The sequence below is a fragment of the Nonomuraea sp. NPDC049646 genome, assembly GCF_044465525.1.
Classification (GTDB): domain Bacteria; phylum Actinomycetota; class Actinomycetes; order Streptosporangiales; family Streptosporangiaceae; genus Nonomuraea.
Window position 1 is genome coordinate 569,371 of the sequence record NZ_JBITLU010000005.1, and the last position, 14,398, is coordinate 583,768.

Below are 14,398 nucleotides of genomic sequence, written 5' to 3' on the forward strand. Positions count from 1 at the left end.
GAAGAGTGACAGTAGTGGTGAGCTGGGAAAAGTGTCCGCAATCGGATCGAGACCCGATTGGAAGCTAGGCTGGACACGTGAAGCAGCAGTGGCACCCCGATCCCGAGCCGATCAAGACCAACGACACGGCCGCCGTCGGTGCCGGCACCGCCCTGTGGGCCGTCGCCCTGATCGTCCTGCTGATCTTCCGCCCGGCCCCCGAGAACACGTGGTGGATCTGGACCTGCGTCACCGGGGTCGGCTTCGGCCTCTTCGGCATGTGGTTCGTCCGCCGTCCGCGCCGGGGTTGACATTCATCATCTTCCGGACATCTCCGAAGTCATCAGGAACCCATGTCTCCCTCCACTACCTGGGCGGACGCCGTTCCCGCAGGCTGGTCAGCATGAAGAAGGCGATGTTGACGATCCTCCTGGGCGCCGCCGTCCTCGCCGGTTGCGGCACCACGGGTGAGCCCGCGAAGCAGGCCGGGCCCGGCAAGGGCGCCGTCGCCTGGAGCCCGTGCACCGGGCTGACCGGGCCCGACGGCAAGCCGCTGCCCAAGGACGACGCCGTCCAGTGCGGGTCCGTACAGGTGCCGCTCGACTACGGCGACCCCGGCGGCCAGAAGATCGACCTGGCGCTGATCCGGATCAAGGCCACCGGCGACCCGCTCGGCTCGCTGGTCTTCAACTTCGGCGGGCCCGGCGGGTCGGGCGTCGACACGCTGGCCCAGGCCGCGAAGGCGTTCGGCAGCCTGGGCACCCGCTACGACCTGGTCAGCTTCGACCCCCGCGGCGTCGATCGCAGCGCGGGCGTCAGGTGCGGCGGCGAGCTCGACGCCCTCCTCGCCGCGCCCGCGGGGGCCGACGGCGAGGCCATGTCGAAGAAGTTCGCCGCCGCCTGCGAGAAGGACTCGGGCAAGATCCTGCCCCACGTGGGCACCGTGAACGCCGCCCAGGACCTCGACCGCATCAGGGCCGCGCTCGGCGACCGGCGGCTCAACTACTTCGGCTTCTCCTACGGCACCCATCTCGGCGCCGTCTACGCCACCCGCTTCCCCGCGAACGTCGGCCGTTTCGTCCTCGACGGCGCCTTCGACCCCACGGTCACCTTCGAGCAGCGCGCCGTCACCCAGGCCACCGGCTTCGCCCACGCCTTCGAGGCGTTCGCGAAAGACTGCGTGGCCCGGACCTGCGACCTCGGCCAGGACCCGGCTGCCGTGAAGAGCGCCGTCGAGAAGCTGCTCGACGGGCTCAGGAGCAAGCCGCTCAAGGTCGGCGACCGGCAGCTCACCTACGGCCTGGCCCAGCTCGCCGTCATCACCCCGCTGTACGCCAAGTCCGCCTGGCCGGTGCTGGAGCAGGCCGCCGCGGCCGGGATCAAGGGCGACGGCGCCACCCTGCTCGCCCTGGCCGACGCCTACACCGGACGGCGGCCCGACGGCACCTACTCCACCATGATGACCAGCCTCCAGGCCATCACCTGCGCCGACACCACCGAACGCCCGACCGCCGCCGACATGGCCCGGGTGGACGACAAGATCAAGAAGATCTTCCCCATCCTGTCGGCGGACGGCACCGCCACCGCCTGCGGCCACTGGCCCACCCCCGGCGACGACGCGGCCAAGCGCATCGACGCCACCGGCTCGGCGCCCATCGTGGTCATCGGCGGCAAGGGCGACCCGGCCACGCCGTACGAGTGGGCCACCGCGCTCAACGCCAAGCTGAAGACCGGCGTGCTCATGACGTACGAGGGCGAGGGCCACGGCGCCTACCTGAGCGGCGCCGGTTGCGTCACGCGCACGGTGGACGCGTACCTGCTGACCGGAAAGGTGCCGGCAGCGGGCACCACCTGCGCGGCCTGACCGGAGACGGGACCGATGGCGGGCACCGCCTGCGCGGCCTGACCGCGGCGGGCCGCCCCCTCGGACGGGAGGCGGCCCGCCGGTGTCAGGACAGGTCGGCCTCGGCCAGCAGCAGCGGCACCGCCTCCGGGTCGCGCAGCAGCGCGGCCACGGCCAGCCGGTCGTTCCACTGGCCCGTGGCCCAGGCCAGCCCGCGGGCCAGCCCGTCGACGCCGGTGCAGTGGACCGCGCCCTCGAAGAACCGCCACGTGCAGGCGACGCCGTCGACCAGCAGCTTCTCGTGCTCGACGTACGTCTCGGGCGCCGTCGGCAGCAGCGAGCGCACCTGCGGCGGCACCGCGCGCACCTCGCCCTGCGAGGTCACCTCGCCGCTGGCCAGCTCACCGGCCAGCGGCAGGTCGAGCAGCTCCGACAGCGCCTCGGCCAGGTCGTAGGAGGCCAGCACCAGCGGCCGGTCGGTGACGAGCTGCAGCAGGTCGGGGGCCTCGACCACCACGGCGTCCTCGGCGGCGGCCACCACGATGTCGCCGCCGAGCACCGCGCGCACCCGCGCGGGCGGCTCGACCCGGGCCGGATCGACGGCGGCCAGCGCGATCCACAACGCCCGAAGCTGCGCCCGGTCGACCTCGATCGCCGGGTCGGCCATCAGCTCCAGCAGCTCCTCGGGGCCGCCGTGGGCGGCCAGCAGCTCGGCGAGCGTGGTGCGCACGCCGAGCATCGACAGCGCCGCCGCGTCGAGCCCGGCCGGCGCGTCGGCGTAGAGGCCCTGCAGGAGCGGGTCGGCGCCGGGCAGCCGCAGCTCAAGCGGCTTGCGGCCGCCGAGCACCGGATGGTTGGCCAGCCACCACGCGGTGTAGGACGGCACCTCCACGCCCTCGACGCGCAGCGGGTGCAGCGCGGCCCGCAGCGGCGGCCGGGTCAGCAGCGGCAGCGCGGCCTCCCAGTCGGCCACCAGCTCAAGGTCGCGCACCGCCGCGAACTCGGCCACCACCGGCGGCACCGCGAGGTCGGGCAGCAGGTCGAGCACGTGGTCGAGCCAGTCGGCCTCGCCGTCGAGGTCGTGGTCGCAGTCGTCGTGGTCGAGCAGCACGTCGGAGTCGTGGGCGACGGCGAACCCGTCGAGCACGCCCGCCGCCGCCAGCACCCGCGCCCCGTAGGTCTCCTCCAGCTCGGGCGCGGCCACGCCGAGGTGGGTGTCGGCGGCCAGCAGCCCTGCCAGGGCGCCGTCGGCGAGCATCAGCTCACCGGCCGCGTAGAGCTCGCCGTCGGCGCCGCGCAGCGCCAGCTCGGCCAGCCACGGCGCCTCGCCGGGAACCAGCCCGGACGCCGCCACCAGCGACAGCACGGCCCGCGCGACCGGCTCGGGGTCGGCGCTGTCGAGCGACTGCGCGACGGCGGCCTTGGTCAGCGGGTCTTCGAGCACCGTGCGCGGCGTGGCCTCGGCGGCGCCCAGCCGCAGCAGCGCCGGATGGGCCGCCTCCGGATGCACGATGCGCAGCCCGAGCGGCGTGAGGTCGAGGTCGGCGCCGCCGTCGGTGAGGATCAGCGTGCCGCGCGGGCCGCGCACCACCCGGCCGTCGGTCAGCGGCACCGGCAGCGCGCCCAGCGACTCGGGGTCGTCGGCGGGCAGCACCGCGTACAGAGAGCGCCACCAGGACGGCTCACGCGCCTCCACGGCCTCCCCGGACAGCAGGTCGACCACGTCGGCCAGCTCAACCCGGCGCACGCCCAGGGCGACCATGGCCGGATGCCTGGCCGGCCAGCCGGCGGGCAGCAGCCCCGGCACGAAGTCGGCCACGGTGTCGAGCAGCTCGGCGGTGGCCCCGGCCACGACGGCCGCCTCCCGGCCCGCGACCACCCAGCCGTCGCCCTCGGGCTCGCGCGCCGGATGCTCGACCCGCCACTCGGCGTCGGGCTCGTAGACCTCGGCCTCGGCGAAGGACGGGGTCTGGACCGCCGGCGCGGGCGCCGACAGCGCGGGCAGCAGCGGCGCGGACGGCAGGCGTTCGAGCACGGCCCGCCGGACGCGCGCGTCGAGCTCGCCCTTGCCCATGAGGGACGGCACCAGGTCGAGCAGCCTGGACGTGCGAGGCAGCTCGCCCAGCAGCCGGACGTAGGCGTCGGCCACCCGCTCGACCAGGAAGTCGGTGAGCGGCCCCTTGGCGACGTGCCGCCGGTCGGTGGCCATCGGGAAGGACGCGATCAGCAGCGCGGGCAGGTCGATGGGCTCGTCGCTCGGCGTCGGGGCGTGCACGACGGGCGGCACGGCGGCGGGCAGCGGGCCTGGCTCGCCGGTGCCGGTGACGGGCACCGCCCAGCGCAGCGACCAGAAGGGCCGCGCCCGCTCCTCGGTGGGCCGGTCGGCGAACAGCCTGGCGACCTCCTCGGGGGTGAACTCGCCGGACTCCGACACGACGTGCCAGCCGTCGGCCACGACCGTGCGGGTGGCGCCGTCGAGGTCGATCTCGATGGCCTCCAGCGCGGGCAGGCCGAGCAGCAGCGCCGGGCTGGTCTCGGCCAGCATGACGCGGACGGCGTCGACCGCCGCGGCGTCGCGCAGCGGCAGCCGGACGAGCGTGTCGAACCCGTCGGGCACCTCCAGCGGCGGCGCGTCGAACGGCAGCCTGAGCAGCGGCACGTGGCCCGCCCGGTCGGCCAGCTCGCCCGCCAGCACGGGGATGCCCGCGACCAGCTCGGACGTGCCGGCCCGCGACCAGCGCACCGAGCCGCCGCCGCGCGAGCCGATGGCCGGCTCGTCGCAGACGGAGACGACGGCCGCGAAGCCCACGCCGAACCTGCCGGCCGCGCCGATCTCGTCGCGCTTGCCCGACACGCGCAACGTGGACAGGCCCTCCACGCCGGTCGCGTCGAGCGGGGCGCCGGTGTTGGCGGCCGTCAGCACGTCGCCGCGCAACGTCAGCCGCAACACCCCTGGCACCCCCGCGCGCAGCGCCGCGTCGGCGGCGTTCTGGGCGAGCTCGACGATCAGCCGGTCGCGGTAGCCGCCGAGCGCGAAGTCCTCCTCGGCGTTGGCGTCCTCGCGGAAGCGGGCGGGCGAGGCCGTCCAGGCGGAGAGGACGGCGGCTCGCATCCGGTCAGTGCCAAAGGTGTCGGTCATCGATCACGATCCTGGTCGAGTGAAGAGGGGCCAGGGTAGGTTAGCCCCCCTGACCGACGAAACCGCCGTGCCGTGCTCGCGCCATGCCCGTGCCCGTGCCGTGCGCGTGCGCGGTCAGGAGTGGCCGAGCTCCTCGGTGGCGGATCCGTCCACCGAGCCCTCTTCCTCCTCGATCAGGTCGTAACCCAGGTCGTCGAGGATCGGGATGGCCTGCTCGACCGGCGGGGGCAGCACGGCCGCCTCCGAGTGGGCGCCGCAGCCGTGGTCGGCGGCGACGACCTTGCCGTCGTCGGGGGCGTACTCGTTGGCGCAGACGCCGAACGACAGCCGCAGCTCACCGGAGAGCAGCCAGTAGAACCCGCAGGTGGAACACTGCGCGGGCGCGGCGTGTGCGATCGGAGTGTGCGGCCCGTGCTCGCCCGCGTGCCAGCGTCTGGCAGCCCGGTCTCTGCCGATGGCCGAGAGCACACGGGCTCGGCCCAGGCCGTACTCGAAAACCATCTGGCGGTCGGCATCTTCGTCGAGCTCGGTGAAACCGGGCGCCAGCCTGTCGTCGTCGTCGGGGGTCGGCAGCAGGTCGCCGACGCCCAGGTCGCCCGGCCGCAGCCGCTCGCTCCACGGCAGCCACTCGGGGGCGAGCAGCGCCCCGGAGCCGGGCAGCAGCACGGCCTCGCTGACCGTGACCTTCTTCGCGCGCGAGGCGCGGGTGACCGTGACGGCCCACCGCCAGCCGCGATAGGCCCGGTCGAGGCAGGCGAAGTAGTGGGTGACGATCCGGTCGCCCTCGCTCTCGAAGCCGAGGTGCTCGCCGGGCTCGCCCGGGTGCGCCAGCTCCTGCGCCGCGGCGCGCGCCAGATCGACTGCGGCGACGCAGGCCTGGTCGGGAGCGGGGACGCGGGCACGGGTGCGGCTCATCGGGCCGCCTCCGCCTGAAGGTGCTGTTCGCTCACACTTCATTCTCACCCATAGGCGGACCTGGCAGACCCACAACCGCCGATCCGAAGCTGAGAACAGGGGTGAATCGGGTAAGACTGGTAGGCGTGGGGGGTGGCTGGGAGCAGGCTCGGGACATCTCGCGGCGGATCGGCCATGCCATCGGCGGCGCGGGACGCGCCGGCGTGCGCGCGGGCCGGGCCACCGCGAGCGGCACCGTCCGGGCCGGCCGGGCCACGGCCAGGGGCGCGCGCAGGGCGGGCAGGGCGACCAGGAAGCTGACGTACGCGGGCGGCGCGGGCCGTACCGGGCTCGGCCGGCTGATCGAGCTGTCGGCCGGCAACAGCGCCGCCGACGCGCTGGTCACGGTGGCCCTGGCCAGCACGGTGTTCTTCGGCGTGCCGGTCGGCGAGGCGCGCGGGTCGGTCGCGCTCTACCTGGTCATCACGATGCTGCCGTTCGGGCTGCTCGCGCCGTTCGTGGGGCCGATCCTCGACCGGTTCAGGTCGGGGCGCCGCTACGTGATGGCCGGCACGCTGTTCGGCCGGGGGCTGCTCTGCTTCGCCATGGCCGCCGCCGTGGGGGCGGGTGACCTGCCGACGCTGTTCATCGGCGCGCTGGGCGTGCTGGTGTTGTCGAAGGCGTACAACGTGTCCAGGGCGGCGATCATGCCGAGCGTGCTGCCCGCCGACATCACCCTGGTCTCGGCCAACGCGCGGGTGGCGCTGTTCACGCTGGTGGCGGCCGGGGTGGCGGTGCCGGTCGGGGCGGGCCTGACCGCGTGGCTGGGCAGCGCCGTGGTGCTGCGCGTGGCCATGCCGGCCTTCCTGCTGCTCGGCGTCGCCGCCGTACGCCTGCCGCGGCACGTCGACTCGCCCGACCAGGAGGAGGAGGGCGTGGCGCCGCGCTGGCGCACCCTGCTCAAGGTGGGCCCGGCCGTGGCCGAGGCGGTCTGGGCGAACGTGGCGCTGCGGATCTTCTCCGGTTTCCTGGTGTTCTTCCTGCTCTTCCTGGTCCAGGACAAGGCGGTGCCGTGGCTGGCCGCGCCGGCGGCGGCCGCCTCGTTCTTCGACGTCCCGAGGACGATCGCGCTGCTCGCCCTGGCCGCCGGGCTGGGCGGCCTGGCCGGGGCCGCGGTCGCCAACTGGACGCGCAACCACGCCCCCCAGGTGATCGTGCTGGTCACGCTGGCGGTGACGGCCGCGACCACGATCGTCACGGCCGTCCTGTTCGGCCTGTGGACCGCGCTGGCGGTCTCGCTGGTCACCGCGTTCGCCCAGGAGCTGGGCAAGCTGGCGCTCGACGCGATCGTCCAGCGGGAGATCGGCGAGGAGGTGCGCTCGTCCACGTTCGGGGTGGTGGAGGCGGTGCTGCAGTTCGCCTGGGTGTTCGGCGGCCTGCTCGGGCTGGTGCTGTCGCTGACCCGCAGCTCCGTGGCCGGCTTCGTCGCGCCGGCGGTCGCGCTGACCGGCGCGCTCGGCTGGCTCCTGGTCACCAGGCGGGGGCGGGTGCGAAAGGCCGAGGCCAAGCTGGCCGGGCAGCGGGCCGAGGGCCCCGATCCGCAACGGACCGAGACCCTCGACCGCACCAAACCCCTGACGAACCCGGGCGGCGGTTAGGCGTCGAGGTCGTCCGCGACGGCCCTGAGCACCTGGGCGATCTTCTTGGCGTGCGCCGCCTCGGGGTGCTTGCCCCGCTGGTAGGAGGTGGAGACGCCGTCGAGCAGCTTGATCAGGTCTTCGACGATGACGACCATCTCGTCGGGCGTCTTCCGCTTGCCCTTGGGCTTCGTCTTGGCCAGGGTCGGCGGCTGGTCCAGGATCCGGACCGACAGCGCCTGCTGGCCCCGGCGTCCCTCGGCCACGCCGAACTCCACCTTCTGGCCTGGCTTGAGCGGGCCGGCGTTTGTGGGAAGCGCGGAGGAATGCACGAAGACCTCACCGCCGTCGTCACGGGTGAGGAAGCCGAAACCCTTGTCGGCGTCGTACCACTTGACCTTGCCACTCGGCACAGGAGGACCTCGTTCAAACAGTCGAAAAGGATGAATGGATGTAGGTTATGCCCCGAAGCGCGCGGAGGCGACCGGGAAAATGCCGGGCAATTACCGTAGTTCGTCGCGCGCACGCCATCCGGCGAACCAGTCGGCGAATTCGGTCAGGTCGGCGAGGGCCACGTCGGCTCCGTGCTCACGCAGCTCTCCCACCGTGTAAGGGCCCGTCGCGACGGTCACGCTCATGGCGCCGCCCGCGCGCGCCGCCTCGATGTCGGCGACATGGTCACCAACATAAGCCGCCGCGCCGAAGCGCGCGAGTGCCGTTCCCTTTGCGGCTCCGAACACCGATCCGACCACTTCGTCCACGGCCAGCCCGAGCAGTTCGACGGTGCCGGCCGCGTCGCGCGGGTTCTTGCCCGTCACCACGATCACCCGGCCGCCGCGGGCCCGTACGGCGGCGATGGCCTCGTACGCGCCCGCCATCGCGGTGTGCACCGGAACGCCCACCGCGGGATAGATCTCCCGGAACAGCTCGGCGGCCGCGGGAATGGCCTCCGCCGGCATCCAGTTGGCCAGCTCGTACTCCAGCGGCGGCCCCAGCCGGGTGACGATCTCACCGCTGTCGATGTGCACGCCCAAACGGCTTGACAGCTCGTCGTAAACGGCCGCGATGCCTGATCGCGTGTCGGCCAATGTCATGTCCAGGTCGAAACCCACTGAGGTAGTCACCCGTGCAGGATGCCAAACGCCGCATCCACGTCGGTAACGACCCTTGTTGTGGGACTCTGGGAATGGGCAGAAAGGAATTACTTATCGGAGAGGAGTGACCGTGTCAGAGACCCCCCGCACGCCCGGCACGGGAGACCGGCTCGCCGCCGCCGCCGCTCCCCGTCCCCATCGGCCCGCCCGGCCGCGCGGCACGCCGGTGACGGCCTGGCGGCGGGTCGCGGCGTTCGCGGCGTACGCGGTGCGGCTGGCGTCCAGGCTGGCGGCGCTCTCGTTGGCGCTGCACGCCGTCTTCACGGTGTTCCGGGCCAACCCGGCCAACGGCTGGTACCAGCTCGTCGAGTCGCTGGCCTCGGGGCTCTCGCTCGGCCTGGCGGACCTCTTCCAGCTCGCCGACCCGCGCTGGACCACGCTCGTCAACGACGGGCTGGCCGCGCTGGCATGGCTCGTCGCCGGTTCGGCACTGGCGGGCCTGGTCAGGCGCGCTGCGGCCTAACGACTACTCTCGTTGCGGAGGTATCTGCACAGACATGACCAGATCGACCCGTGAGCGGATCATCGACGAGGCCCTGCGGCTGTTCGCCGAGCGTGGCTACGCCGCCACCTCCGTGGCCGAGATCGAGGCCGCCTCAGGGCTCTCCCCCGGCGCGGGCGGGCTCTACAGGCACTTCAAGTCCAAGTACGAGGTGCTCGCGGCCGCGATCAACGAGCATGCCGCCCGCACCAGGAGCCAGGTCGCCGAGAGCCTGGCCGAGCTGAGCACCATGGAGGCCGCCGCCGGCCTGGAGGACCGCCTGTCGCTGCTGTGCCGGGCGGGCCTGGCCAAGGTGCGGGAGGAGTCGGAGCTCACCCGGGTGTTCTTCCGGGACCTGAGCCAGTTCCCCGAGCTGGTCGCGGTGGTCCGCGAGGGCCTGCTCCAGCCCATGTTCGACGCGATCACCACCTGGTTCCGCGCCCAGCCCGAGTACGCCGCCGCCAAGGTCGACTGGGCGGGCATCGCCGCGGTGCTCGGCGGCTCGGTGGTCCACTACCGGCTGTTCCAGGAGACCGTGGGCGAGATGCCGGGCCACGCGGAGAAGGACCAGTTCGTCGCCGCCTGGGTACGTCTGGCCGTCGGCCTGCTTCCCAGCCCGGCGCCGGTCAGCTGAGGTCGAGCAGCCGGTAGGCCAGCCAGGCGACGCCAAGGGCCGTACCGATCATGAACATGACCCCGCTGACCTCGAAGAACCGGGCGACGAACGCCGCGAGCCCCGGCCCGGCCGCCTGGAGCCCCCCGACGAGCACGCCCCCGACCGTGTAGCCGAACAGCGGCGCCCCGGCCCCGGCCAGCTTGTCGCCCGCCGTCCACGTGTCGCTGAACAGCACGACCGCCGCCCCGGCCGCCCACACCAGCACCGGCACCTGGAAGATCGCCACGGCCGGCAGCCCCACCGGCACCAGCAGCGCCGCCAGCGCCAGCACCACGAGGGCGGCGATGTCGCGCGGCTGCCCCCTGACCACGCTCCCGGCCCTCCTGCGACCGGCCGCGGGTGGGGTGGCGGACAGGTCGGCGGTGGGGGGCGCGGGTGAGGTGACGGGCAGGTCGGCGGTGCGGGGCGCGGGTGGAGCTGCGGGCGGGGCGGCGGGCAGGGTGGCGGGCAGGGCGGCGGTGGGGGGCGCGGGTGGGGTGGCCAGGCGGCGGGCCTCGCGTTGGACCAGGGCCACCGGGTCGCCGAAGCGCGTCAGCACCTTCGCGACGTCCCGGGCGTCCTGGCTGCCCCGCCGCTCCGCCTCGATCCTGGCCCGCAGCCGCCGCGCGAAGTCGAGCCGCTGGTCGGGCCTGAGCACGCCGTGCGCCGCGTCGGCCGCCCTGCTGACGTAGTTCAGGACCATTTGGTCCGCGCGCTCTATCACGTCTGGCAATGCTGCCCCGATCAGGGGGGACATACCATGGCAACGATGGAGTTCACGGAGTGGATCAGGGGGCGCACCGACGAACAGCTTCGGGCGCTCGTCTCCGCGCGGCCTGAGTTGATCACTCCGGTGCCCGCGCATCTGGAAGGGCTGGCCGCGCGCGCCGCCAGCCCTTCGGCGATCGGCAGGGTGCTCGACCGGCTCGACCGGTTCACGCTGGCCGTCGTCGAGACGCTGGCCGTACAGGACGGGCCGGTGACGAAGGCGGCGCTGCGCGGCCTGGTCGGACGGGCGCTGGCGGCGGGCAGGCCCGAGCCCGCGCTGACCGCGGCCCTCGACCGGCTGCGTGACCTCGCGCTGGTCTTCGGCCCCGACAACGCGCTCGACCTCGGGCCGGGCGTGCGCAAGGTCCTGGAGGAGCCCGCCGGGCTCGGCCCCAAGGTCGTCGACGTGTTCCGGCACCACCCGCCCGAGCAGCTCGACGAGATGGCCGACGACGTCGCCCCCGGCACCGACGGGCCCGGCAAGGAGCGGCTGGCCGCCGCGCTGTCCGCCCCCGAGGCCCTGGTGGCGGCCGTCTCGCCCGAGGCCAGGGGCGCGCTCGACCAGCTCGTGTGGGGGCCGCCGACCGGGCGGGTGCCCAACGCCAGGCGCGAGGTGCGCGTGGCCTCGGCCCGTTCGCCCATCGAGGAGCTGCTGGCCCGCGGGCTGCTCGCGGCCACCGGCGAGGAGAGCGTGACGCTGCCTCGCGAGGTGGGCCTGCACCTGCGCGGCGGGCGCGTCCACCGCGACCTGCTCGCCGTGCCGCCCGCGCTCGGCGGGGCCGCGCGCGACCGCGAGCTGGCCGACCGTACGGCGGCGGGCCAGGCGTTCTCGTTCGTCAGGTCCGTGGAGGAGCTGTGCGAGCGGTGGAGCATCGATCCGCCGGGGGTGCTGCGCACCGGCGGGCTCGGCGTACGCGACATGAAGCGCACCGCGACCGACCTCGACCTGCCCGAATGGGCGGCGGCGCTGGTCGTCGAGGTGGCGCACGCGGCGGGGCTGGTCGCCGCGGGCGGCGGCGTCGACGGCGAGTGGCTGCCGACCTCCGGCTACGACCTGTGGCGGGTCAGGGCCACCGCCGACCGCTGGGTGACGCTCGCCGCGACCTGGCTGCACATGGACCGCGTGCCCGGCCTGGTCGGCGAGCGCGACGACCGCGACCGGCCGCTCAACGCCCTGCACACCGACCTGCGCCGGGCCTCCGCGCCGGGGGTGCGCACGGCGACCCTCGGCGTGCTGGCCGCCGCGCCGGGCCTGGCGCCCGACCGCGACTCGGTGCTCGAACGCCTGGCCTGGGAGCAGCCGCGCCGGCGCGGGCCGCTGCGCGAGCAGCTCACCGAGTTCGCGCTGCGCGAGGCCGAGCAGATCGGCGTGACCGGGCTCGGCGCGCTGTCCGGCCACGGGCGGGCGCTGCTCGACGGCGGCGACGCGGCCGGCCTGCTCGCGCCGCTGCTGCCCGAGCCGGTCGACCACGTGCTGTTGCAGGCCGACCTCACCGCCGTCGCCCCCGGGCCGCTGACCAGCGAGCTCAACCGCTGGATGACGCTCACCGCCGACGTCGAGTCCAAGGGCGGGGCGACCGTCTACCGGTTCGGCGAGGGCTCGATCCGGCGGGCGCTCGACGCCGGGCACGGCGGCGAGGAGCTGCTGGCGATGCTGGCCCGCCATTCGGCCACGCCGGTGCCGCAGGCCCTGTCGTACCTGGTGACGGACGTGGCCCGGCGGCACGGGCGGATCCGGGTGGGCACGGCGAGCGCCTACGTCCGGTGCGACGATCCGGCGCTGCTCGACCAGATCACCGCCGACCGCCGCGCCGCCGCGCTGCGCCTGCGCCGGCTGGCCCCCACGGTGATCGCCTCGCGCTCGTCCAGGGCGGCGCTGGTGGACTCGCTGCGGGCCATGGGGTACGCGCCGGTCGCCGAGTCGCTCGACGGCGACGTGATCATCTCGCAGCTCGACAGCAGGCGTACCGAGGGGGTGGCGCCCGTCCGCGCCGTGGCCTCGGTCAGCGGGCTCGACCCCGAGGTGGCCTCGGCGGCCGTACGCGCGCTGCGCGCGGGCGACGCGGCTCACCTGGCGCGGCGCGAGCCGGTCGACGCCCCGGGCGGCGCCGTGCCCCGGGGGCCCGCCACCGCCACGATCTCGGCCCTCCAGGACGCCATCAAGCAGGGCGTACGGGTGTGGATCGGTTACCTCGACTCGCAGGGCAACGCCACCTCGCGCATCCTGGAGCCGGCCCGGATGGAGGGCGGCTACCTGACGGCGTACGACGAGACCAGGGCCGCCGTCCACCGCTTCGCCCTCCACCGCATCACCGGCGTCGCCGGTCTCTGACCCGCCTTCCCCCCGTCTCAGGGGTGGTGGGTGAGCGCGTGGGCCGCGAGCCGGGCCGCGGGGCCGTCCCCGGCGGCCAGGCGGCGCAGGTGGGCCGCCGCGTCGGCCGGGTAGCGCAGGGACAGACCGCCGCACAGCCCGGCGACCGCCGCGACCGCCCGCGGGTCGGCCGGGTCGCGGGCCCAGGCGAGCGCCAGGCGCAGGGCCTCGGGGGCGAGGGCGTCGTCGGCGCACATGTACGACAGCGCACCGCCCGCCGCCAGCCGTTCGCCCGCCCGTCCCCGCGCCCACACCTCCAGGAACTCCTGCCGCGCCTCCCTGAACGACCAGGAGGCCAGCAACGCCACGCCCTCGGCCGCCCGCGCGCGCACGTCGTCCCCCTGGAGGGCCAGCGAGCGCGCCCACTCGCGCAGCGGCTGCCACAGCCAGTAGCCGTACCGGGCGGCCAGCTCGCCGAGCACCTGGGCGCGGTGGTGCGGGACGCGGAAGACGACGAGACCGTCGCGCACGGCGATCAGCGGGTGCGGCGCGCCGGCCGGCCCCGGCCCCGCCTCGTGGGCCTCCCGGCTCCGCTCGAACGCGGCCAGCCGGCGGGCGAACTCCGGCTCGGGCAGCCCGTGCGCGAACGCGAGCGCCGCCACCGCCCGCACCTCGTGCATCGGCGGCTTGGTGTCGAACCAGGCGGCCACCTCCTCGCCCGCGGGCTCGTCGTCCCGCACCAGGCGGGTGGCCAGGCGGACGACCTCGGCCGGCGTGCGCAGCGCCAGCGCGCGGACCCGTGCGGTGGCCGCCCCCTCCGGGGCGCTCCGGCCGCCGAACGCGCTCAGGTACAGGTCGAACAGCTCGCCCGGATCGGGCGCGCCCCACGGCTGCTCCACCTCGACCGCCTGCGACGGGACGCCGTTCCGGGTGATCACCAGGTACGACCCCAGCTCGGCGAGCTTGCGGGCCAGGTCGAGCAGCTCGCCGCGGTCGGCGCTCCCGGCGATCCAGTCGTGCAGCAGGTACGCCCGCCCCGGCCCGTACTCGGTCCCGGCGAGCAGGTCGGCGGCGCTGCCGGCCGGAGACAGCACGGTGATCCTGCTCTCGGCCAGCGACATGCGCGACAGCAGGGCGATGGCGCCGAGCCGCTTGCCCATGTCCGCCTCCCCCACCAGCACGAGCAGATGCCGCATGGACAGCCGGCGAACCGCGTCGGCGAAGCCGGCGGGCTCCAGGTACGAGCGCAGCAGGGTGTCGGCCGCGCGCCGGTCGAGGTCGCGGGCCACCGGGACGACCAGAGGCCGGAGCTGCTCGTTGATGGCGATGACGCGCTCGGTGAGCGTTTTGTCGTCGAGGTCGCTCTCGCCTGCTTCAGGCGTGTCGATCACGAAGTCACCTCGGGCCTGAGGGGAACGCTGTCAATGGAAAATGTCTTTCGCGAACGCTTTTGTCCGGCGACTTGTTTCCCCGGCTTATGGATTGACCGTGCGCCGCCCGGCGACCACCGTTCCGACCAGGCGTTTCTCGCGAAGCT

The 14,398-nt window shown here is 74.5% G+C and carries 12 protein-coding genes; 6 read left to right on the forward strand and 6 right to left on the reverse strand.

What is annotated here, in order from left to right; all coding sequences use genetic code 11:
• Positions 1–77: 77 nt before the first annotated feature.
• Together ACIBQ8_RS18285 and ACIBQ8_RS18290 are read left to right on the forward strand one after the other, a co-directional pair.
• Positions 78–290, forward strand: a complete 213-nt coding sequence (locus ACIBQ8_RS18285; protein ID WP_357976197.1) for a DUF2530 domain-containing protein — start codon at positions 78–80, stop codon at positions 288–290.
• A gap of 92 nt (positions 291–382) precedes the next feature.
• Positions 383–1,843, forward strand: a complete 1,461-nt coding sequence (locus tag ACIBQ8_RS18290) for an alpha/beta hydrolase (protein ID WP_397192500.1) — start codon at positions 383–385, stop codon at positions 1,841–1,843.
• A gap of 85 nt (positions 1,844–1,928) precedes the next feature.
• Here ACIBQ8_RS18290 and ACIBQ8_RS18295 read toward each other — a convergent pair whose 3' ends face one another.
• On the reverse strand, positions 1,929–4,961 hold the full coding sequence (locus ACIBQ8_RS18295) for a sacsin N-terminal ATP-binding-like domain-containing protein (protein ID WP_397179457.1): 3,033 nt from the start codon (positions 4,959–4,961) through the stop codon (positions 1,929–1,931).
• 114 nt (positions 4,962–5,075) lie between these two features.
• A complete protein-coding gene (locus ACIBQ8_RS18300) occupies positions 5,076–5,876 on the reverse strand; it encodes a DUF3027 domain-containing protein (RefSeq protein WP_397179456.1) in 801 nt (266 codons plus the stop codon).
• A 125-nt stretch (positions 5,877–6,001) separates the two neighbouring features.
• Here ACIBQ8_RS18300 and ACIBQ8_RS18305 point away from each other — a divergent pair, with 125 nt between their 5' ends.
• On the forward strand, positions 6,002–7,513 hold the full coding sequence (locus tag ACIBQ8_RS18305) for an MFS transporter (RefSeq protein ID WP_397179455.1): 1,512 nt from the start codon (positions 6,002–6,004) through the stop codon (positions 7,511–7,513).
• Here ACIBQ8_RS18305 and ACIBQ8_RS18310 read toward each other — a convergent pair.
• Entirely contained in the window at positions 7,510–7,905 is a 396-nt protein-coding gene (locus tag ACIBQ8_RS18310; protein WP_352320910.1) for a cold-shock protein, read from the reverse strand. The genes ACIBQ8_RS18305 and ACIBQ8_RS18310 overlap by 4 nt on opposite strands.
• 90 nt (positions 7,906–7,995) lie before the next feature.
• Positions 7,996–8,604, reverse strand: a complete 609-nt coding sequence (locus tag ACIBQ8_RS18315; RefSeq protein WP_397161672.1) for an HAD family hydrolase — start codon at positions 8,602–8,604, stop codon at positions 7,996–7,998.
• Between the two features lie 112 nt (positions 8,605–8,716).
• On the opposite strand from ACIBQ8_RS18315, the gene ACIBQ8_RS18320 reads away from it, so the two are divergent.
• Together ACIBQ8_RS18320 and ACIBQ8_RS18325 are read left to right on the forward strand one after the other, a co-directional pair.
• The gene (locus ACIBQ8_RS18320; protein WP_397179454.1) at positions 8,717–9,109 is read left to right on the forward strand and encodes a hypothetical protein; all 393 of its coding nucleotides are present in this window, start codon (positions 8,717–8,719) and stop codon (positions 9,107–9,109) included.
• A gap of 34 nt (positions 9,110–9,143) precedes the next feature.
• Positions 9,144–9,761 (forward strand): TetR/AcrR family transcriptional regulator, encoded by a 618-nt coding sequence (locus ACIBQ8_RS18325; protein WP_397179453.1) that lies wholly within the window; start codon positions 9,144–9,146, stop codon positions 9,759–9,761.
• On the opposite strand, the gene ACIBQ8_RS18330 is transcribed toward ACIBQ8_RS18325, so the two are convergent.
• On the reverse strand, positions 9,754–10,485 hold the full coding sequence (locus ACIBQ8_RS18330; RefSeq protein ID WP_397192501.1) for a hypothetical protein: 732 nt from the start codon (positions 10,483–10,485) through the stop codon (positions 9,754–9,756). The genes ACIBQ8_RS18325 and ACIBQ8_RS18330 overlap by 8 nt on opposite strands.
• A 66-nt stretch (positions 10,486–10,551) precedes the next feature.
• Between ACIBQ8_RS18330 and ACIBQ8_RS18335 the strand changes: the two genes are divergently transcribed.
• Entirely contained in the window at positions 10,552–12,882 is a 2,331-nt protein-coding gene (locus ACIBQ8_RS18335; RefSeq protein ID WP_397179451.1) for a helicase-associated domain-containing protein, read from the forward strand.
• Between the two features lie 17 nt (positions 12,883–12,899).
• Here ACIBQ8_RS18335 and ACIBQ8_RS18340 read toward each other — a convergent pair whose 3' ends face one another.
• Positions 12,900–14,252 (reverse strand): hypothetical protein, encoded by a 1,353-nt coding sequence (locus tag ACIBQ8_RS18340; RefSeq protein WP_397179450.1) that lies wholly within the window; start codon positions 14,250–14,252, stop codon positions 12,900–12,902.
• Between the last annotated feature and the right edge of the window lie 146 nt (positions 14,253–14,398).

Bases quoted from the DNA above. Each gene is read 5' to 3' on its own strand.
- ACIBQ8_RS18290 (WP_397192500.1), top strand. From the start codon at position 383: ATGAAGAAGGCGATGTTGACGATCCTCCTGGGCGCCGCCGTCCTCGCC.
- ACIBQ8_RS18295 (WP_397179457.1), bottom strand. From the start codon at position 4,961: ATGACCGACACCTTTGGCACTGACCGGATGCGAGCCGCCGTCCTCTCC.
- ACIBQ8_RS18325 (WP_397179453.1), top strand. From the start codon at position 9,144: ATGACCAGATCGACCCGTGAGCGGATCATCGACGAGGCCCTGCGGCTG.
- ACIBQ8_RS18335 (WP_397179451.1), top strand. From the start codon at position 10,552: ATGGAGTTCACGGAGTGGATCAGGGGGCGCACCGACGAACAGCTTCGG.
- ACIBQ8_RS18300 (WP_397179456.1), bottom strand. From the start codon at position 5,876: ATGAGCCGCACCCGTGCCCGCGTCCCCGCTCCCGACCAGGCCTGCGTC.
- ACIBQ8_RS18330 (WP_397192501.1), bottom strand. From the start codon at position 10,485: ATGGTCCTGAACTACGTCAGCAGGGCGGCCGACGCGGCGCACGGCGTG.